This is a genomic window from Salegentibacter salarius, assembly GCF_900168265.1.
GTDB lineage: Bacteria > Bacteroidota > Bacteroidia > Flavobacteriales > Flavobacteriaceae > Salegentibacter > Salegentibacter salarius.
The window spans coordinates 24,419-45,326 of record NZ_FVZF01000029.1 but is presented as its reverse complement, the minus strand read 5'-3'; the positions used below and the strand labels follow the sequence as shown (position 1 = coordinate 45,326).

At 37.4% G+C, this 20,908-nt stretch carries 16 protein-coding genes and 1 pseudogene; 7 read left to right on the top strand and 10 right to left on the bottom strand.

The window, feature by feature from the left end:
* Positions 1–9 precede the first annotated feature (9 nt).
* Together B5440_RS13980 and B5440_RS13975 are read right to left on the bottom strand one after the other, a co-directional pair.
* On the bottom strand, positions 10–3,012 hold the full coding sequence (locus tag B5440_RS13980; RefSeq protein WP_070054410.1) for an amidohydrolase family protein: 3,003 nt from the start codon (positions 3,010–3,012) through the stop codon (positions 10–12).
* Positions 3,013–3,337: 325 nt separating this feature from the next.
* Positions 3,338–4,411 carry a DUF3810 domain-containing protein gene (locus B5440_RS13975; protein WP_070054409.1) on the bottom strand — a complete coding sequence of 358 codons (1,074 nt, stop codon included), beginning with the start codon at positions 4,409–4,411 and terminating at the stop codon, positions 3,338–3,340.
* 145 nt (positions 4,412–4,556) lie between these two features.
* Between B5440_RS13975 and B5440_RS13970 the strand changes: the two genes are divergently transcribed.
* Complete coding sequence (locus B5440_RS13970; RefSeq protein ID WP_070054408.1) at positions 4,557–6,017, top strand: aminoacyl-histidine dipeptidase; 1,461 nt, start codon at positions 4,557–4,559, stop codon at positions 6,015–6,017.
* Positions 6,018–6,191: 174 nt separating this feature from the next.
* Here B5440_RS13970 and B5440_RS13965 read toward each other — a convergent pair whose 3' ends face one another.
* Genes B5440_RS13965 through B5440_RS13955 form a run of 3 tightly spaced genes read right to left on the bottom strand, consistent with a single transcriptional unit; the run spans position 6,192 to position 8,933 of the window.
* Positions 6,192–7,319, bottom strand: coding sequence for a peptidylprolyl isomerase (locus tag B5440_RS13965; protein WP_070054407.1), 1,128 nt, complete (start codon positions 7,317–7,319; stop codon positions 6,192–6,194).
* 43 nt (positions 7,320–7,362) lie between these two features.
* On the bottom strand, positions 7,363–7,923 hold the full coding sequence (gldI, locus tag B5440_RS13960) for a gliding motility-associated peptidyl-prolyl isomerase GldI (RefSeq protein ID WP_070054406.1): 561 nt from the start codon (positions 7,921–7,923) through the stop codon (positions 7,363–7,365).
* On the bottom strand, positions 7,920–8,933 hold the full coding sequence (locus B5440_RS13955; RefSeq protein ID WP_070054405.1) for a DHH family phosphoesterase: 1,014 nt from the start codon (positions 8,931–8,933) through the stop codon (positions 7,920–7,922). The genes gldI and B5440_RS13955 overlap by 4 nt, the downstream gene beginning before the upstream one ends.
* A 257-nt stretch (positions 8,934–9,190) precedes the next feature.
* Between B5440_RS13955 and B5440_RS13950 the strand changes: the two genes are divergently transcribed.
* From B5440_RS13950 to B5440_RS13940, 3 genes are all read left to right on the top strand, one after another.
* The gene (locus B5440_RS13950) at positions 9,191–10,231 is read left to right on the top strand and encodes an alkaline phosphatase D family protein (RefSeq protein WP_070054404.1); all 1,041 of its coding nucleotides are present in this window, start codon (positions 9,191–9,193) and stop codon (positions 10,229–10,231) included.
* A gap of 107 nt (positions 10,232–10,338) precedes the next feature.
* The gene (locus tag B5440_RS13945) at positions 10,339–10,758 is read left to right on the top strand and encodes a nucleoside-diphosphate kinase (RefSeq protein WP_070054403.1); all 420 of its coding nucleotides are present in this window, start codon (positions 10,339–10,341) and stop codon (positions 10,756–10,758) included.
* 326 nt (positions 10,759–11,084) lie between these two features.
* Positions 11,085–11,684: a hypothetical protein gene (locus tag B5440_RS13940; RefSeq protein WP_070054402.1), complete on the top strand. Its 600-nt coding sequence runs from the start codon at positions 11,085–11,087 to the stop codon at positions 11,682–11,684.
* A 174-nt stretch (positions 11,685–11,858) separates the two neighbouring features.
* Here the strand turns inward: B5440_RS13940 and B5440_RS13935 are convergent, their stop codons facing one another.
* Positions 11,859–14,012: a M3 family metallopeptidase gene (locus B5440_RS13935; RefSeq protein ID WP_070054401.1), complete on the bottom strand. Its 2,154-nt coding sequence runs from the start codon at positions 14,010–14,012 to the stop codon at positions 11,859–11,861.
* 179 nt (positions 14,013–14,191) lie between these two features.
* Here B5440_RS13935 and azu point away from each other — a divergent pair, with 179 nt between their 5' ends.
* Both azu and serA read left to right on the top strand, forming a co-directional pair.
* On the top strand, positions 14,192–14,737 hold the full coding sequence (gene azu, locus B5440_RS13930) for an azurin (RefSeq protein ID WP_070054400.1): 546 nt from the start codon (positions 14,192–14,194) through the stop codon (positions 14,735–14,737).
* Between the two features lie 323 nt (positions 14,738–15,060).
* Positions 15,061–16,953: a phosphoglycerate dehydrogenase gene (serA, locus tag B5440_RS13925; RefSeq protein WP_070054399.1), complete on the top strand. Its 1,893-nt coding sequence runs from the start codon at positions 15,061–15,063 to the stop codon at positions 16,951–16,953.
* A gap of 31 nt (positions 16,954–16,984) precedes the next feature.
* Here serA and B5440_RS13920 read toward each other — a convergent pair whose 3' ends face one another.
* From B5440_RS13920 to B5440_RS13905, 4 genes and pseudogenes are all read right to left on the bottom strand, one after another.
* Positions 16,985–17,608, bottom strand: a complete 624-nt coding sequence (locus tag B5440_RS13920; protein WP_232756022.1) for a class I SAM-dependent methyltransferase — start codon at positions 17,606–17,608, stop codon at positions 16,985–16,987.
* Positions 17,609–18,109, bottom strand: a pseudogene (locus tag B5440_RS13915) (5' nucleotidase, NT5C type).
* A 255-nt stretch (positions 18,110–18,364) separates the two neighbouring features.
* Complete coding sequence (locus B5440_RS13910) at positions 18,365–19,048, bottom strand: aspartate/glutamate racemase family protein (RefSeq protein ID WP_070054398.1); 684 nt, start codon at positions 19,046–19,048, stop codon at positions 18,365–18,367.
* 18 nt (positions 19,049–19,066) lie between these two features.
* Positions 19,067–19,288 carry a heavy-metal-associated domain-containing protein gene (locus B5440_RS13905; protein WP_070054397.1) on the bottom strand — a complete coding sequence of 74 codons (222 nt, stop codon included), beginning with the start codon at positions 19,286–19,288 and terminating at the stop codon, positions 19,067–19,069.
* A gap of 222 nt (positions 19,289–19,510) precedes the next feature.
* On the opposite strand from B5440_RS13905, the gene B5440_RS13900 reads away from it, so the two are divergent.
* Positions 19,511–20,893: an MATE family efflux transporter gene (locus B5440_RS13900; RefSeq protein ID WP_070054420.1), complete on the top strand. Its 1,383-nt coding sequence runs from the start codon at positions 19,511–19,513 to the stop codon at positions 20,891–20,893.
* The last annotated feature ends 15 nt before the right edge of the window (positions 20,894–20,908 follow it).

The window sequence follows — 20,908 nt, the reverse complement described above, 5'->3', positions numbered from 1 at the left end:
ATTTGTCTTTTAATGTATTTCCTCCAATAGGTTACAATGGATATTTTGTTCTTCTTTCTTAGTCACCGGCTGCGTTCTCAAACCTTTATTTTTGGCTTGCAGCATTTGCGTGATAAGTGCACTTCTTTGTTGCTGAATCTCTTCCCGTAGTTTTTTGTCTTTTTCAATATCAAAGAAAACTTTTCCCTGAATCAGCGTTTTTTCTGCTTTAGCGTAAATAGATAATGGATTATCTGACCATAGCACAAGATCGGCGTCTTTTCCTGTTTTTATGCTTCCAACTCTATCATCTATATGCAATAATTTTGCCGGGTTCAATGTTACAAATTTCCAGGCATCTTCTTCAGAAACTCCTCCGTATTTTACAGATTTTGCTGCCTCCTGGTTTAATCTTCTGCTCATTTCTGCATCGTCACTATTAATTGCCGTTACAATTCCCTGGCTATGCATAATTGGCGCGTTAAATGGAATGGCATCATTCACTTCATACTTATAAGCCCACCAGTCAGAAAAAGTAGAACCGCCGGCACCGTGTTCTTTCATTTTATCGGCTACTTTATAACCTTCTAAAATATGCGTAAAAGTATTAATTCTGAAATCAAAACTTTCCGCAACTTTCATCAACATATTAATCTCGCTCTGAATATAAGAATGCGCTGAAACAAAGCGTTCGCTGTTAAGAATTTCAACGAGCGTTTCCATTTCAAGGTCTTTTCTAAAATCCTTATCGTTTTTTCTGGCCTCTTCATATTCTCTTGCCCTGGTGAAATAATCGGTAAAAACCTGCTCTACACCCATACGGGTTTGTGGAAACCTGGAGCGGCTTCCCCAGTTAGATTGCTTTACATTTTCACCTAATGCGAATTTTATAAATTTAGGGGAATTTTCAAAAATTAAGTCTTCAGCATTTTCCCCCCATTTTAACCTCAAAATCGCAGAACGCCCTCCAATGGGATTCGCCGAACCGTGTAATAACTGCACGGTAGTTACTCCACCGGCAAGGTTTCGGTAAATATTCATATCGGTAGGATCTACCACATCTTCCATACTTACTTCGGCGGTAGAATTGTGGCCGGCCTCGTTAATGGCAGATGCTGCAATATGGGAATGCTCGTCTATAATTCCCGAAGTAAGGTGTTTTCCGGTTGCGTCAATTACCCGGGCATTTCCGGCCTTAAGGTTTTCTCCAATCCTGGAAATTTTTCCATCTTTTACTAAAACATCGGTGTTTTCTATAATTCCTTCTTCTTCATTGGTCCATACCGTAGCATTTTGAAAAAGAATGGTTTCCTCTTTAGGCATTTCCGAAAATCCGTAAGCTTTATTCGGAAAACTTACCGGCATAATTTCACGGATTTCTTCCTCTTTATCATCATCTTTCTCACCGTTTTCTTCTTCCTCTTCAGTTGTTTCGGTGATTTCTGCGGAAGAATTTTTAACAGCGCTAAAAGATGTTTCTGAACCATCACTTAAATAAGCTGTTCCGGAAATATCCTCAGTATTTTCATCGGTTTTGGCGACTAAACGGGTGAAGCCTGTTTTTGTAGTATCTGCCGAAGAAAGTAATAAATTCATCCAGTTATTAGAAAAACTAAGCTTTGCGCCCAATTTTGTGTCACCAGACTTTACACTTGCTTTTGGCGCTTCCGGTTTCCCGGTTATTTTAAGTTCGTAATCTTTTCCATCTACTTTAAGAGTGTAAGTTCCAGTAATATCGGTAGTCTTCATTTCAGTGATCACTGCCTTTTTTCCCTGGATCCAGTTTTCATAAACACTGGTTTCTTTATCAAAATAATCTCCTGAAGTAATTATGAAATTCGCCCAGGCGCCTTCCTTTAAAGTTCCCAAACGATTTTCCTCACCTAAAATTTTTGCCGGAGTGGTGGTTAAAGCGGCAAGTGCATCTTCTTTGCTTAAACCGTATTTAACCGCTTTTAATAAGTTGTTTCTAAAATCTTTTTCAACATCCAGGTCGTGTGTAGTTATGGTAAACGGAATGTTATTTTCTGCAAGCATTTTTAAGTTTGCAGGTGCCTGGTTCCAGGTTTTCATTTCTTCTAAAGTCACGTGTTCGGCCATAAAAGGATCTTCCACATCGTAAGCATCAGGGAAATTAAGGGGAACAATAAAGGTGCTTCCGATTTCTTTAATTTCCTGAAGGCGTTGATATTCTTTTCCGTCACCTAAAATCACATAATCAACGCTGAATTCGTTGCCTAATTTTCCGGCTCTTAAAGCATCCAAAAGATTATCGGTAGCAAATATTTGCGTTAGATTTTTATTTCGGTTTAGTGCTTCCAGGGCTAAATCTTTGTTTTCAGACTTTCCTTTTCCATACCATTCTGCATCTAAATAAGTTTGGCGAATTAAAGCCATGGCGCCCATTGTTGAGGTAGGGTAAGATTGTCTGGACAATTTGCTTTTGTCTAAAGAAAGGTATTGTGCCGAACGATCTTTAAGAATACGATCTCCCTCGGTTCCGTCGGGATTTAAAGCTACAAGCATTCCGGTGCCACGAATAATACCATCGGGAACGTGTGTGTTTACCACGCTAAATCCTGCTTTGTGAAGAGAAGTGGCGGCTTTTTCATCGTAATTAAAAGCTGCTACAGCTTCAGTTTCAGGCCTAATATGGTCGTTCCAGTAATACCCTTCCCGGCTAGCCTCATATTGCGGCTGGCCATTTCCTCCTTCAACTTCCTTAGGTTCTTTTATTCCAAAGCTGCTGTAAAGATCAATAAAAGAAGGATATACTTCTTTTCCTTGCAGATCTATCACTATACTATTAGCAGGTTCGTTAACCGATTTACCGATGGTGCTAATTTTACCATCTTTTACCACGAAACTTCCGCTTTCAATAATTTCCTGCGGACTTACGTGAATTTTGGCGTTTTTAAATACCGTGTGGTTGGTTTGGGGATTTTTTACCCCATCATTTTTGGGGAAGTATTCCTGCGCCTTACTTTGTAGATTGACCAGAAATACCAGACATAGTAAAAGTCTTAATTTCATAAATTGTAGTTGGATTAAATGTGGTTTAGCACTTAAAGTGCCGTAAATTAAGAAAATTATAACAAAGCTGAAATTGGTTTTAAAACTATGTGAGATTTTATTTATGTCTGTTTACTCATTAAATTAAAATTATGAATAAATCGTCATGCTGAACTTGTTTCAGCATCTAACACGAACAGTCTATACATTTAACTTAGACCTCCGATAGAAATCGGAGCAGGCTCTGAAAAATCCCAAAGCGTCGGGACAGGGTGACGTTCAAATTTTAAAGTATCACTGTTTGCGGATATTTAATTTATTTTCTCCATCCTAAATAATTATTAGGTTAAAGTCTGTTCTTTTCTTCTGAAAAGTAATTAACCAAGAGTGCGACCACGTAACTGTAGCTTTTCATTCCGTCGGCCTGATTGTTCACTATTAGAAAACGATTGTAAAAAGCCTGAAAAAGCGGTTCAAATGGATTTTGATGAGCCAGCCAAAAGTCTTCTACTTCGCGGTAGTTTTCTAATATCCCCAGGTTGATCTTAGCTTTTAAAGTTTTAAACTTTTCGGGATCTCTTCGGTATAATTCACTTAGGCAGTAGCGCAAAGCAAAGGTGTAGCCCGAGTATCTAAAATAAGCATCGGGATGGTTCATAGTGCTTAGACAGGCAATAAAATTTGCTTCGTTTTCTTTAGCAAATCCTAATTGATGCCCAATTTCGTGACTGGCAGTGGTGGGTATTTTATAAGAAACAATTTGGGTATTTACCTGTGCCTCGCCGGTAAGCGGGTTCAGGTAGCCGTTAAAACCCATATAGGAAAGCGGAATGCTGTATAATGAACGTTTTAGCGATTCTCCTTTATAAGTTAATTCAGGATAATCTTTGCTAATATTAGCGTACCCGTCGATAGTTTTTTTAAAGATTTCATCTTTAGAATAGGGAATCACCACGCTAACCGAATCATTTTCGGTAAGCTGATTATGGAGCTTATTAGATTCAGTAATTAAAATTTCAGAAAGAGAATAAAGCTCTTCGGTAGTATAATCCTTTTCAATTTCTAGAGCTTCGTGAAGGGGTAGGCGGTAATAATTAAAACCCCAGAAAATATGAAAACAGGCATACACTATAGATAAGCTCGCCATGGCGTCTATTATCCAAAACCTTGGATTTCTAAACTTCTGTTTAAAACGTCTTATTATCCAAAGGACTATTAAAATTCCGAAGAAAGTATATAAAAGATCCCCGAGCGAAAATGGCAAAAAACCGAGCCCGTAACGCATTAACTTTGAGATTTCCGGATATAAAAGTCGGCTGTACCAGGTTTCCACCAGCTCGGGATAACCGGCCAGGAAAATGATAAAGACTATCTGCACCGGCAGCAGAAAAGCTAGAATATAAAGTCCTTTTTTCTTCACGATCTAAAAATACAATTAATAGCAAAACACGGCTTAAAATCTTAATCAGCTCATCCTGTATTGGTTAAATTAGTTTTAAAAATCCTGTAAATTTTCCTTCTTTGCTAATTACCAATACCTTTGTGAAAGACCAAAATATAAAACAATGAACGAAGAAATAAGGGAATTAGAGCCGAAAATCTTATGGAATAAATTTGCCGATCTAAACGAAGTGCCACGACCTTCAAAAAAAGAAGAACGGGTAATTGAGTTTATGAAAAAATTTGGTAATAATCTTAACCTGGAAACCCTGGTGGATGAAACCGGGAACGTGGTGATTAGAAAACCAGCTACTGCCGGGATGGAAGATAGAAAGCCAATCGTACTGCAGGCGCATTTAGATATGGTGCACCAAAAAAATAATGATACCGACTTTGATTTTGAAACCAGCGGGATCAATATGTATGTAGATGGAGATTGGGTAAAAGCTAAAGGAACAACACTTGGAGCCGATAACGGTTTGGGCGTTGCCAGTATGATGGCAATTCTAGAAAGTAAAGAGATTGAGCATCCTGCCCTTGAAGCTTTGTTTACTATAGACGAAGAAACGGGAATGACAGGTGCCAAAGGTTTAGATCCTAGTTTACTTCAGGGTGATATTCTTTTAAATTTAGATACTGAGGAAGACGATGAAATAGGTATTGGTTGTGCCGGTGGAGTAGACATTACCGCGGTAAGAGATTATGAAGAAGAGCATACTCCAGATAATTCGGTAGGATACCTTATTAAAGTTAAAGGGTTACGAGGTGGTCATTCCGGGATGGATATTATAAAAGGCCTGGCTAATGCTAATAAAATAATGGCCCGCGTACTTTTTGATGCTAATCGCGATTTTGGCTTGCGTGTTTCCAGCTTTAATGGTGGCGGATTAAGAAACGCCATTCCTCGAGAAAGCGAAGCTATTGTAGTGGTAGATAAATCGAATACCGAAACTTTTTTAACTGAAATTATTCAGCAGGTTCGTGAGATTAAAACTGAATTTGCTTCTCTGGAACCTAATATGGATATTGAAATTTCTGAAACCGAAGTTCCTAATAATGTTATGAAGGTTGAAGATCAGCAGGAAGTAGTAAAAGCAATTTCTGCGGCGCATAACGGAGTTTATAGAATGAGCCCTGATATTGATGGTTTAGTGGAAGCTTCTAACAATATCGCCAGCGTAAAAGTAGGGGAGGGGAAGGTGAAGATTAATTGCCTAACAAGATCATCGGTAGAATCTTCTAAAGACGATCTGGCTAATAGTTTGGAAGCTACATTTGAACTGGCGAAGTTTAAAGTGAAACTTTCCGGAGAATATCCGGGATGGGCGCCAAACCCTAATTCAGCTATTTTAAAAGTTGTAGATGGATTATATCAAAACTTGCATAATGAGAAGGCTGATGTTGCAGCCTGCCACGCAGGATTGGAATGTGGAATAATTGGTAATCATTATCCTGAAATGGATATGATCTCTTTTGGGCCAACAATTAGAGGTGCGCATTCCCCAGATGAAAGAGCTGGCATTTCTTCAGCTCAGAAATACTGGAAATTCTTATTAGAAGTTTTAAAGAATATTCCGAAGAAATAATTCGGAAATATTGAAAAGTAAAAAGGCTGTTTGATTAATAATCTTTCGTCATCCTGAACTGGTTTCAGGATCTAGTTTCAATTAAACTTAGAAGCTGAAATAATCCCGAAGCTTCGGGACAGCTTAACGAAAAGAAATATTTTCAAACAGCCTTTCTTATTTTATTCAGGGAAATTACTTTTTAATCCCTGCTAATTCAACCCTAAATACAAGGTCTGTGTTTGGAGGAATAACACCGCCACCGGCACCACGCTCACCATATCCTAAATGACTTGGGATATAAAGTAAAGCGGTATCGCCAACACTCATTTGTTGAATACCTTCCTTAAAACCTGGGATCATTGGAGCATCAGGACCGTAAGGCACTACCATTGGATTGGCATAACCACCCTGGGCTTCGCGAGTTGGGTTAAAAAGTCCCATTTCTTCTGCAAGCTCTTTTTTATTGGTGTCAAAAATATCACCATCTTCAAAATAGCCTTCGTACCAAACTTCTACCATCTGACCTGTTTTTGGCGTTTCACCATCTCCTTTTTCTTCAAAGTAGATCTTTAGGCCACTGTCTAAAGTTTCAGCTTTTTCTTTATTGCTGCTAAAATATTCAACATTTTCATTTTTTGCTTCCTGGCGTTTTTTGGCTTCGGCTTCTTCCTTGTCTTTTATAGCCTGCAGTTCTTCTTCAAAAACCTTGGGAGCTTCAAAATTCTTAGCCGATTTGCCCTTTCTTACGATGTTTACTTCTTCCATAGTAACCGTTTTTACAGGCTTATCACGCTCTGCGGTTTCTACTTTCCCAATAGCATCAACAACATCCTGGCCTTTAATAACTTTACCAAAAACGGTATGTCTGCCATCAAGGTTTTGGGTTGGACCAAGGGTTACAAAAAACTGGCTTCCGTTTGTCCCGGGACCGGCATTGGCCATAGAAAGAATACCTTTAGAATCGTGGCTTAAGCTGTCTACAATTTCGTCTGGAAACTTGTAACCCGGGCCACCGCTACCGGTTCCGGTAGGATCACCACCCTGAATTACAAATCCATCTATAATTCTGTGAAAAGTAAGTCCGTCGTAATAATTTTTCCCTTTGTGTGTACTGTCTACCATTTTGTTTGTGCCTTCTGCAAGGGAAACAAAACTGGATACGGTAATTGGCGTAGCTTCATAATAGAGTTCGGCTACAAAAGTTCCGTAATTGGTTTTAAATTCTGCGTACATCCCATCTTCTAGATCTGGATATTCGTCGTTACACGCAAACATGGTAAATACCACGGCAAAAAGTAATAAAAATTTACTGGTTCTCATTTAGTATAAAAATTAAAAGGCCCATTATGGCCCTGGGTTTAACTTATTGTTGATTTTGAGTTTCTTCCTTTTCTATGATCTTATTTAAGGTAACTTTTGTTTTTAAAGGCCAGTTAGTGCCTATTTTATTTTTATCGCCATAATAACCATAAGCTTTATAAGACGGAAACAAAAAAGTGACCGTTTCTCCTTCTTTCATAAGTTTAAGTCCCTGTCTTAAACCGCTAAATAACTTCTCCTGGTCTATTGCATAAGTTCTGGTTGCTTTTTCGCCTTCGGCATAAATTACCTGCCCATCTAAAGTTTTTATACTATAATCGAACTCTACAACATCTCCAAATTCAGGTTTAACCACGTTAGCAGTATCTTTACTTTTTTGGTTGTAAGTATACCAGAAACCGTCTTGTGAAGATTGGTATTCGCTGGTAGAATCTTTGGCGATTATGGCTTTAATTTGTGCTATTTCCTTTTCCAGGAGTTCCTGGTTTTTAACTATAGATTCACTAATATGCGAGCCCGATTTTTGTGTAACAGGATACCTGGCCTCTGGAGATTTACAGGCCGCTAATGCTAATATGACTATAAGGATTAAAGCTTTTTTCATCCTTTTAATTGTTTATAATCGGGAAGAATGCTGTTTAATTTAGTAACGGTGTCTTCCATAGAAAGTTCACTTTTTCCACCAGCGGCATTATTATGCCCGCCACCTTCAAAATGTGCCCTTGCGAATTCATTCACATTAAAATCACCTTTTGATCTAAACGAGATTTTAATGATTCCTTCCTGTTTGTTTTCAATAAAAATCAGGGCGAAAATAACATCTTCTATAGCAAGGCCATAATTCACAAAACCTTCTGTATCTCCTTTTTGAAAATTATGTTTATCCAGTTCTTCCTGTGATAAAGTAATGTAAGCCGTTTTATATTCAGGTAATACGCGTAGGTTTTGTAAAGCTGTTCCTAAAAGCTGTAACCGGTTTTCATTAAACGTATCAAAAATATTGTTGTGTATTTCATGGTTAACGGCACCTTTATCTATTAGTTGTGCGATAACCCGGTGTGTTTCGGCGCTGGTAGCGCTAAATCTAAATGAACCGGTATCGGTCATAATTCCTGAATAAAGACAGGTCGCGATCTCTGGTGTGATTTTTTCTACAGCACGCAGTTTATCTATAAAGTGATAAACCATCTCACAGGTAGAACTCATTTCAGCATCGCTATAAGTATAATTAGCAAAGTCAGAGGGTTCACGGTGATGGTCTATCATAATAAAAACAGCCTGTGACGCAGTTAATACTTCCTGCATATCGCCCGAGCGGTTTAAATGATTAAAATCTAAGGCAAAAACTATATCTGCATTTTCAATAAGTTGATCGGCATTAGATTTATCTTTTTCGTAGATCATCACTTCTTCGTTACCGGGAAGCCATTTTAAAAATTTCGGATAATCATTTGGTGCAATCACATCTACATTATGGCCTTTATTCTTTAAAAAGTGCATAAGTCCTAAAGAAGATCCTATGGCATCGCCATCGGGTCCTTTATGCGGAACAATTACTATATTTCTGGCCTGGGAAAGTTCGGCGGTAATCTCTAAAATTGCTTGTTCTATCATAGTGTAAAATAAAATACCCTGAAGCAATCCTACAAGGTATTATGTTGAAAAAATAGAAATGTTCTACCTTAATGCTGAACATTTCCAATCTCATTTACTTAGGTTAAGCCTAAGATTTTTTTAAATAGTCATAACATTTGTAAACAATGCATAGACTATTTTAATTCCCATTTAGCGGGAAGCGAGTAAAGATACAATTTATTAATATTGGCTTAAAAAACCAATCTGTATTTTTGTACTCAACAAATCAACGAAAAATGAAGGTAATTTTATCGCTCTTAATAAGCTTTTTTCTTTTTATTTCCTGCGGAAGTAATGCAGAAACTATCAAAAATGAAATTGAAACATCTGCTGAAAATTACGATTATGTAATTGCTTTTGGAAGTTGTAACCGCCAGGATGAAGCCCAGCCATTATGGAATGCTATTTTACAGGAAAAGCCAGATCTATTTCTTTGGGGAGGTGATAATATTTATGCTGATACCGATGATATGGATGAACTGGAAGCCGATTACCAAATCCAGAAAAACCAGCCCGATTATCAAAAATTAATGGAAACCACACCAATTTTAGGCACCTGGGACGATCATGATTACGGTAAGAACGATGCCGGGAGAAATTGGGAATATAAAGAGGAAAGTCAGCAGTTGTTTCTCGATTTTTTTGATGTTGCTGAAGACGATCCTCGCCGGGAAAGAGAAGGCGTTTACCACGCTAAAAATTTTAGTGAGGACGGGAAGACCATAAAAGTAATAGTTTTAGACACCAGATATTTTAGGTCTGAATTGCAAAAAAGCAAAGAAAAAGGAAAGCGTTATGAACCAGATTATAACGGCACCATCTTGGGAACAAACCAATGGGAATGGTTGGAAAACCAATTGAAGAATAGCACTGCCGATTATAATGTGATCTTAAGTTCAATTCAAATACTATCTGCGGAACACGATTTTGAAACCTGGGATAATTTTCCATCAGAAATAGAGAAACTGGAAAAGCTTTTAGAAACTTCTAAAGCAAAAAATGTAATTCTTCTTAGTGGTGACCGCCATATTTCAGAATTTTCAGAAAAAAATATTGAAGAACTGGATTATCCGCTTGTAGATTTTACTTCCAGCGGGATGACGCATTCCTATTCAGATTTTAGCGGTGAACCCAATCAATATAGAGTAGGCGAGGTGGTGAGCGATTTAAGTTATGGTTTGTTGAAATTCGATTTCAATTCAGGGGAAGTAAAGATGCAAATGCGCGGTGTTGGAAATAAACTTCAACAGGAATACCTGGTAAAGTATAAGGATTAAGAGCTTTAATAATGCAGCTCCCTGAAAGCTAAATTCATATAAAACCAAAAGGAACTTGTAAATGCAGCTTATTTAATTATTTTTGCCAAAATTTTAAAAACCATACAATGGCAGGAAAAAGAACATTCACCATGATAAAGCCCGATGCAGTTGAAGCCGGGAATGTAGGTGCGATATTAGAACAAATTACTACTTCAGGATTTAGAATTGTAGCTTTGAAAATGACTCAAATGACTACTGCTGATGCTGAAGAATTTTATGCAGTACACAACGAACGTCCTTTCTTTGGAGAGTTGGTAGAGTTTATGACTCGTGGGCCAATCGTATCGGCTGTGTTAGAAAAAGAAAATGCCGTAGAAGATTTTAGAGCTTTAATAGGAGCAACAAATCCAGAAGATGCTGCTGAAGGAACTATAAGAAAAAAATACGCGAAATCTGTTGGTGAAAATGCTGTTCACGGAAGTGATAGCGATGAAAACGCACAGATTGAAGCTGCTTTCCATTTTTCAGGTAGAGAGATGTTCTAAGCAGAACTTTTTAAGTTTATATAAAAGAGGCTGTCTGAAAGGTCTGATCTCGTCAAGCTGAACTTGGTTCAGCTTCTAACATGTTTTTTAACGATTACATCTTAGATCTCCGAATAAATTTCGGAGCAAGCTCTGAAATAAATTCAGGAAGACGATTTTCAAAACTTTTCATATAGTCTCTTTTTATTTTAGGGTATAAGCTTAGTATATTGCCCTACCAACACTTATAATTCCGTTTTTCATCTAAATAATAAGAACGCTATCGAATAAATAAGGTTTTTAGCCGGCTATTTTTTAAATTATTGTTCAACTTAAAAAGTAGAATTATGAAATTTATTGATAGCTATTTTGTCTTTTTTACTTTGTTATTAAGCACTTCAATTACCGCGCAGGAATTAGAAGGGAAATGGGTTATTTCAGGAAATAAAAGTTTTGGTGGTTTTCCCGGAATACATTTAATGGAAGTAAGTGAAGACTCCTTATCCCATTATAATTTTGATCAGTTTGTGACTAAAACTTCCTATGAAACTGAAGATAACAAGTTGAAAATTGATACGCTCGCTTTTGCTGAATTCAGCTTTAAAAATCCCAATAGGCTAAGTATTGCTTCCCCGAGGTTAGAGAAACCAGTAGATTATATACGTTTGGTTCCTACCGAAACCAATCTGAGCACTGAGGAAATTAGAAAAATAAAATATGATTTAGTCCGAGGAGGGAAAAACTTTATCATCGACTTTCAGGATCACGCTGATGGAAAAATAATGGAGTCTTACTTGAAGAAAGTTGATGACACCTTCTTTTTGGTAATTCATCGCCACGGTAATCCAATTACTGCTGTACCTATTGAAAAAATCACTCAGGAAAAAATGCATTTATATGGTTTTATGGCTGGTCCCAATAAATTGGTTGCTTCGGCAGTGGAGTAATTTAAATTTGAGCCATAAAAAACTGTCTGAAAAGTTGACTCGATAATCGAGATTAAATGCTCCGAGGCGTGCTTCGATATGGAATTATATTTTCCAATCATAATGCTTCGTGAGCTTGCTCCGAAGTAGTTTACTTCTCAGACAGTTTCTGTTTAATTATTAAATATAAAAGATCTATTCTTCTGCATCTTCCGGAACAGGGAAACCACGATCACGCATTAGTGCGTCAATCTTAGCATCCCTACCTCTAAACTTTCGGTAAGCTTCAGCAGGATCCATAGCATTTCTTGGCGCAAAAAGATATTTTACCAACTTTTCGGCAAGGTTTGCATCATAAAATCCGCCGGGAGCTTCTGCAAAAGCTTCCGAAGCATCAGAGGTTAACACATCTGCCCATAAATATCCGTAATATCCGGTAGCATAACCTTCCCCGGAAAATACGTGACCAAAATGTGGAGAACGGTGACGCATCACAATTTCATCTGGCATCCCTAATTCGTCTAATGTTTCTTTTTCAAATTTTCTCGGTTCAATTTTATCCGGATCTGTGGTATGGTATTTCATATCCATCAAAGCCGAAGCTAAAAATTCGGTAGTGGCAAATCCCTGGTTAAAGGTCGCCGCTTTTTTAATTTTAGCTACCAGTTCATCAGGAATAACTTCTCCTGTTTCGTGATGTTTTAAATAACGATTTATCACTTTATCTGTAGATAACCAACGCTCTAATAACTGCGATTGAAATTCGGTATAGTCACGAACACCGCTGTTTAGAGTTGGATATTTAATGTCTGCCGCCAAAAAGTGTAGCGCGTGGCCAAATTCGTGGAAAAAAGTCTCGGCATCATCCCATGAAACCAAAACAGATTCTCCAGGAGCAGGTTTTATAAAGTTAGAATTATTGGAAGCTAAAACGGGTTTAGCACCTTCTAATTCAGAATAACTTCTATAGGTAGTTGCCCAGGCACCTGAACGTTTTCCCTGGCGCGCAAAAGAATCTAAATACCATAGCCCAATAAGTTCCCCGGAATCTTTATCGGTTACTTCCCATACGTTTACATCTTCATGAAAAACAGGAACGCTGCCTTCTTTTACCGGTTTAAAGTCGAAATTAAAAAGTTCACCTGCGGTAAAAAATAAAGCCTGGGTAAGATTACCTAATTCCAGGTATTGTTTTACTTCTTCACTATCAAGATCATATTTTTCTTTTCTTACTTTTTCAGCATAATAGCGATAATCCCAGGGCTCAATAGTGATATCTGCACCTTCACGATCTGCAACGGCCTGCATATCTTCCACCTCTTCTTCAACACGGGCAAGTGCAGCCGGCCAAACAGCTTCCATAAGTTCCATGGCGTTTTCCGGATTTTTGGCCATTCGGTTTTGTAAACGCCATTGAGCAAAATTATCGTAGCCTAGCAATTCTACACGTTCATCTCTAAGTTTCAGGATTTTTTTAATCACGTCATTATTATCAAACTCATCGTTGTTATCACCACGGGAATAATAATTTCGCCATACTTTTTCACGTAATTCTCTTTCATCTGAATACGTCAAAAAAGGATCCATAGAAGAACGCGTGTTGGTTACGGCATATTTTCCGCTTTCACCATTGGCTTCAGCAGTGCTGGCTGCAGCTTTCACATAAGATTCCGGAAGGCCGCTAAGTTGATCTTCGGTTAAATAAACAATGTAGTTTTCTTCTTCTGCGAGCACATTATTAGAGAATTTAGTATATAGTTCAGACAACTCTTTGTTTATCTTAGCATAGCGCTCTTTGTCTTCTTTATTCAAATTGGCACCTTCCATTGCAAATTCTTCGTAAATAAGATCGATTACTCTTTGCTCCGGAGCCGGTAGCGGATTTTCCTGAGAATTCTCATATACAGTTTTAATCCTTTCGAATAATGCTGTGTTTTGGGAAATCTTTGAGCTGTATTCAGAAATTTCCGGAGAAAGTTCTCGCTGTACTTCTCTAAATTCTGGGCTGGAAATATTACTGCTAAAAATTCCGTAGTAGGTAAACACACGGTTTAAAAGATCACCAGAATCTTCGAATGGCACAATAGTATTCTCAAAAGTTGCCGATTCTGGATTTTCGGTAATTTTATCGATCTCAGCAAGATGCGTATCCATCGCTTTTAGCATTGCGGGTTTTACGAGCTCTACTTTCATTTCGTCAAAAGCGGGAACTCCTGCGTAGGGTCCGCTCCACTCGGCAAGTAAAATATTATCCATAGTTTTCTTCTCTTCGTTTTGTTCCTGAGAATGGGCTTGAAATCCTGCGACCAGTGCAAAAATCCCCAAGCTTTTTATAATTCCTTTTTTCATTGATTGTGGTTTTATTTTCAATCTATGAAGATAAGGGATTTTGGCAAAATAAGCACCTCGCAGAGCTTGTATATCTAATTGATTCCGCAAAAAAAGCTTTACGGAAATCTTTTAGCAATTAAAATTAATTTATCTTTGAGAGAGTATAAAAATTAAATACAAACATTAAATAATTAAGAATGAAATTTTTAAGTAAATCTGTTTTAATTTTAGGAGCCGTGGCGATGATTGCCTGCGGAGATAAGAAAGAAGAAAAAGAAGATAAAATAACAATTGGTGACGGTAACAGCCCACAAGCTGAAACGACTACTGAAAAGTCTTCTGCAAGCAGTGATTCTGCCGATGAAAATGTAGTGGAAGTGAGCATAGAAGGAAACGACCAAATGCGTTTTAATAAAGACGAAATTAAAGTAAAAGCCGGGCAAACCGTGCGTCTTACTTTAAAACACGTTGGAGAGATGGAAAAAAGCGTAATGGGTCATAACTGGGTTTTATTAAAACAAGGAACCGTGATTAATGAATTTGGTCAGAAGGCAGTTCAGGCTAAGGATAACGATTATATTCCTGAAGGAACTGATGCCGTGATCACTCATACCAAAATGATTGGTGGTGGAGAAGAAGTAACTATTGAATTTGAAGCTCCTGCAGCCGGTGAATACGATTTTATTTGTAGTTTCCCTGGTCATTATTCTGTTATGAATGGTAAGTTTATTGTAGAAGAATAGAGCTTTTATAATACTATTTTTAAAATGCCTTTACTGCGGAAAACCCGTTTGCTAAAGGCATTTTTTATGGGCGGATATTAAGAAATTTTAAATACTCCAGTTTTTGTTGAAAAGACTTTTTTATTTTAAAAACCGAGAAAACTTCATTTTTAGAACCTAAAATTTAAGGGATTTTATCAGCTTTTTATTTTATGCTACTTCATTTTGTCAAATATTAAAAATCTATAAGGAGTAAGATTTTCCTGCCTGTATTTTTATTGAAATAAGTGCCTTAAGATTCCTAAAAATAGTAGTTTTAGGGCTCATTTTAGAGTACCTTAACTATGAGTGAAAACAAGCACTTTGTAATAGATTTTGATAGTACGTTTACCCAGGTTGAAGCCCTTGATGTTTTGGGCGAAATTTCCCTGGCAAACGATCCCGATAAAAAAAAGAACCTTGCTGAGGTAGAAGCCTTAACCGATAAGGGGATGAAAGGAGAAATGTCTTTCAGGGAATCCCTGGTTGAACGCTTAAGACTTTTAAAGGCTAATAAAAATGATTTGCCGGCACTGGTAGAGAGTTTAAGCGAAAGGGTATCTTTTTCTTTTGTTAGAAACCGGGAGTTCTTCAACGATCATCACGAAAATATCTATATTGTATCCAATGGTTTTAAGGAATTTATAGTGCCTATTGTAGAACCATACGGAGTTAAGCCCAAGAATGTCTTTGCCAATACTTTTGAGTATGATGCGGAAGGAAATATTGTAAGTTTTGATCACGATAATGTATTATCCTCCAACAACGGTAAAGTAGAGCAGTTAAAGAAATTAAACCTAAAAGGCGATGTTTATGTAATTGGCGATGGTTATACCGATTATGAAATTAAAGCCGCCGGACTAGCCAATAAATTTTATGCCTTTACAGAAAATGTAGAAAGGGCAAATATTCTTGAAAAGGCAGACCATATCACACCAAGTTTAGATGAATTTTTATTTGTACACAATATGAACAAAGCGATCTCTTATCCCAAAAACCGAATTAATGTTCTTCTTCTAGAAAATGTTCACCAGGACGCGATAGACATTATGAAAAAAGAAGGATATAATGTAACCGTACATCCCGGCGCAATGGATGAAGATGAACTTTGCGAAAAAATTAAAGATGTTTCGGTAATAGGGATTAGATCTAAAACCCATTTAACCGAAAAGGTGCTTGAAAATGCAAATCGCTTAATTGCGGTGGGAGCATTTTGTATTGGTACTAACCAAATAGATCTGCAGGCCTGTTTAAAGAAAGGCGTTGCGGTTTTTAATGCGCCTTATAGCAATACCCGTTCAGTAGTAGAACTTGCCATTGGAGAGATAATTTTACTGATGCGTAATCTTCCTGATAAAATGCGCTTAATGCACGAGGGCAAATGGGAGAAATCTGCTAATAACAGTTTTGAAACCCGTGGGAAGAAACTGGGGATTATTGGCTATGGGAATATTGGCGCCCAACTTTCTGTAATGGCAGAATCTGTTGGTTTTGATGTTTATTATTATGATGTTGAAGAAAAATTGCCAATGGGAAATGTTACCAAATGTAATTCTCTTAAAGAGCTTTTAGAAACCGTAGATATTGTTACCCTTCATGTAGACGGAAGAAAGGAAAACAAAGATATTATTGGCGAAAAGGAGTTTGGTTATATGAAGGATAACGTGATCTTCCTGAATTTAAGCAGGGGCCACGTGGTAGATATTAAAGCCCTAAAAAAGAATATAGAATCCGGTAAAATTATGGGAGCTGGGATAGATGTTTATCCGCAAGAACCTAAAACCAATAATGAAGAATTTGTTTCTGAATTAAGGAACCTACCAAATGTGATCTTAACTCCCCACATTGGAGGGAGCACCCTGGAAGCCCAGGAAAACATAGGGAACTTTGTTCCGGGTAAGATTATTGAATACATCAATACCGGAAGTACTACCAACTCGGTGAACTTCCCTAATTTGCAGTTACCGGTACTAAATAAGGCCCACAGGCTTATTCATATTCACGAAAACAGGCCGGGGATTCTGGCAGAAATCAACAGGATTCTTGCCGAACACGATATTAATATTGAAGGGCAGTATTTAAAAACCAATGAGACCATTGGATATGTAATTACAGATATTGATAAACGCTACGATAAAGCCGTTATAAAAGATTTAAAAGGACTAAAAGGAACTATTCGTTTTAGAGTTTTATACTAGGAACCTTATTTCTAAAAAGAAATCCCAGGATTCATTTCTTAAAAATAAAAGAAATAAGTCTTGGGATTTCTTTTTGGTCTTTATCAAACCATTCGTTTATTTTCTTAAGACGAAAACCCGATTTCTCAGCGGCGCCAATATAATCAGAAACGTGGTGTAAGTATACCTCCAGTTCTTTAGTGCCATCTTTGGTTTCGAAGCGGGCTTTACTGCCCAGGTATTGTTTAAATGGGTGCAGTTCACAAAGATAAAACGATCCATTTTTCTTTAGTGTTCTGTTGGCTTCAGCAAAAATAAAATCAAGGTTTTTTATATGTTCCAGTACTAAACTGCAACTTATTAAATCAAAGTTTTCGCCAGGTACCGGCCAGGTTTTATTAAGATCGGTTTGCTGAAAATTGATTTTATTTTCCGGGTCAAGTTGTTTTGCTTTTTCCAGCATTTTTTCTGAAAAATCTAATGCTGTTAGGTTTTTAGAATGCTCTGCCAGCCAAAAAGTATTTTTCCCGGTTCCGCAGCCTAATTCCAGGCTATGCTCAAACCCTCCATTTTCTAAAGATTTTCTTATCGCCCTGGCTTCCAGATCTCGAGTTTTATTGGGAACTTCATTGTAAGTGTTGGCCCAGTTATTATATGCTTCTGCAATACTCATCATCTATTGGTTTAAAATCTCTAAAACTTCCTGCCAGTTTTCGGCACGTTGGTGATTATCAAAATCTATATTATGAAAGGCGCTAAACATAATCGTTTCTCCTTTAAAATAATCGAGGTTTTTGAGGTGGTCGTCTATCATAATATCTGTGCCAATCACACTTTTATCACCACAAAATATAATATTCTTCCAGTGAATAAAAGGGAAATGTTCACTTAACCAAGTTCGTTTTTCGACTAAACTCTACGGAAATTCCATTGCCGCTGAAACAATATAGACCTCGTAATTTTTCTGAAGTTCTTTTACTGCTTCTACCGCACCATTCATAACCGGAGCCGTGCTAAAGAAATTTTTTGTTGAAGCAAACTTTTTTACCATTCCCTTTTTAGGAAATGCATTTTCTTCGGTTTTTCCTTTCAGGTCGCTTTTGCTGAATCTTTCCCCGTATTCTTTTTCATACCAGGTAATAAAATGTGCTTCTACATCGGCCAGAACACCGTCCATATCTATTGCGATAGATTTCTTCATAACTCAATTTTTAAGAACTAAAATAAGAAGATTTTTAGTGAAAAAATGAAATATACCCTTATTTAGGTATTGTGATTAGTTTGGCTTATAAATATATTTGGTTAAATATTTCGTTTGGGGTAAAAAGGCTATGGCCTGGTTTAGGTAGGGGTAAACTAGGTTGTCGCCTTTTTTATTTAATAAATGTTAAGCCCAAAAAGCTCTGCTGAAAGTGGAATGTTAGAGAGTTTCTCAATCTTTTAGAATAAATTCAGTAGCCATTTCCGCGTGCAGTTTTGTGGTATCTAGAAGCGAGATTTCGGTATCTTTTTCTTGAATAAGCATGGGAAGTTCAGTGCATCCTAAAATAATGGCTTCAGCTCCTCGCTCTTTTAGTAATTGCATTTGTTCTAAATAGAAACTCTTTGCCGCATCGCTAAATTTTCCCTGGGTAAGTTCTTCTGAAATAAACCTGTGGGTTTCATCAATAAAATTATCAGCGGGGATCAAGGTCTCTATTTGATGTTTGTCCCGTAATCTTCCCTGTAGGAAATCTCCCTGCATTGTTGGCCTGGTTCCTAAAAGGCCTAATTTTTTATAGGATTTTTGTTTTGCTTCCCTGGCAACTGCATCAGCTATATGAAGTATTGATACATTAATTTTTGGTTGCACAAAATCATAGACCATATGTGGTGTGTTGGCGCAAATTATTATTGCTTTGGCGCCTGCACTTTCCAATTTCCGGGCAATTTCTAAATATGAATTTTTGATCTTTTCGGAATCGTTTTCGCGCATCAACTTTACATTTAGGCTGTACAAAAGTAAAGGCGGATTTTGTTGCGTTCCAATTTTATCACCTACCAGCTCGTTTAAAAGTCGGTAATATTCTATAGTGGAGTGCCAGGAGGTACCTCCAATCATTCCCAGTAAATTCATATTCTTTTGTTTTTGAAATTAGGCAATTTTAAGGTCTTCTTCTTTGTCGAATTTACGAAATGAAGTTAGAATTCCCACCGCCTCCAAAGCAGCAACTTCAGATTTATAAATAAACGAGATCCTAGACTCTTTTTCATCAGCCGAAATTTCATAGATATCCTTAATTTTAGAGAGTTTCTGGGTAATGTATGTTATACAATTTCCACAATTAAGTTCTTCTAATGAGATACTAGCTTTCATAATTCTTTGATTTTTAATTCTCTGTGATTCTATATTGCTGTAAAATTAACAGTAAAGCTTTAGAATATTTATGAGGAAGATCAGTTTACCACATATTTCCGATAGAAAATAGCAGTTGTTTGTTACTTTTATCAAATACTTTTAAGGAATGGTTAAAAGTAAGCTGGTACACGAAGTTAGGATATATTTTTCTTTACTTGCAAAGCTTAAATTTTGAAGAAATTGCGAAAGAAAAAACAGCCCATAAAATATACCGAAGGGAAGATCTTTAGCTCTCTGGCTAATTTGGCCTGGCCAATTATCCTGGCTAATATTCTGCAAACTGCCTACCAGTTAATAGATACTTTTTGGTTGGGTAGATTAGGGGCCGATGCTGTTGCGGCAGTAAGTATAAGTTTTCCTATTCTTTTTCTAATTCTTTCGCTTGGTGCGGGGTTAACGCTTGCAGGAACTGTGATAGTTTCACAATATAAAGGAGCAGAAAACCAGGATCAGGTGAATTATAGCTCTTCACAAACTGTTTTTGTGATCTTTTTTATCTCGGTTTTGCTGGCTATCGTGGGCTATTTTTCTTCCGAGCCATTGATGAAACTAATTGGGGCGGGTCCTGAAATTTTGAGTGATTCGGTAAGCTATTTTCAAGTTTCCTCATTCGGCTTCATTTTCCTGTTTATGTTTTACGTATTTCAGTCTTTAATGCGGGGGATTGGGAATGTGCTGCTGCCAATGTATATAGTTTTAGCAACTGTTTTTTTGAACTTGATACTAGATCCACTTTTTATTTTTGGTTTTGGACCTATCCCGGGATTTGGAGTTGCGGGCGCCGCAGTAGCAAGTGTAATTACCCAGGGATTATCTGCTCTAACCGGTTTAATTATTCTTTTCAGAGGAAATAAAGGGATTAAAATTAACTTCAGCAGGATGAAATTCGATTTCCCCTGGACAAGAAAAATGTTCAAGATTGGCATTCCTTCCAGTATGGAGATGTCTACCAGGGCAGCGGGAATGACGGTTATGGTGATGCTGGTAACTAGTTTTGGAAGCGAAGTTGTGGCGGCCTACGGGATTGGAAGTAGGATTTTAAGCCTAATAGTAGTTCCAGCCCTTGGTTTCGCTATGGCTACCACCACCCTGGTGGGTCAGAATATTGGTGCGGGTAAAATAAAACGTGCCGAAAGAATTGGAAACTTAAGTACTAAGATCGCTTTCTTTGGACTAACCGCGGTAGGGCTTCTGTTATTTGCTTTCGCCGAACCTATTACTGCCTTTTTTGTTCCCAACGATCCCAGCGTGATTAGAGACGGATCCTTATTTATTAAAATTATGGCACCCAGTTTTGGCGTACTTGGAGTGCAGCAGGTTTTAAATGGAGTTTTTAATGGCGCCGGATTTACAAAAGCTTCTTTGCTAATTTCAGTTTTTGCTCTTTGGATTATTCGTTTTCCCACCGCATTTGTTTTATCTAATAATACCGATCTTTCTTTTGAAGGTATCTGGTGGGCTTTTCCTATTTCTAACCTTATTGCTGCAATTGTAGCTTTTGCCTATTATAAAATGGGTTATTGGAAGCTAAGAACTATTCGTTATCGCCATCGTCAACTTTAATAATGATTTATCTTA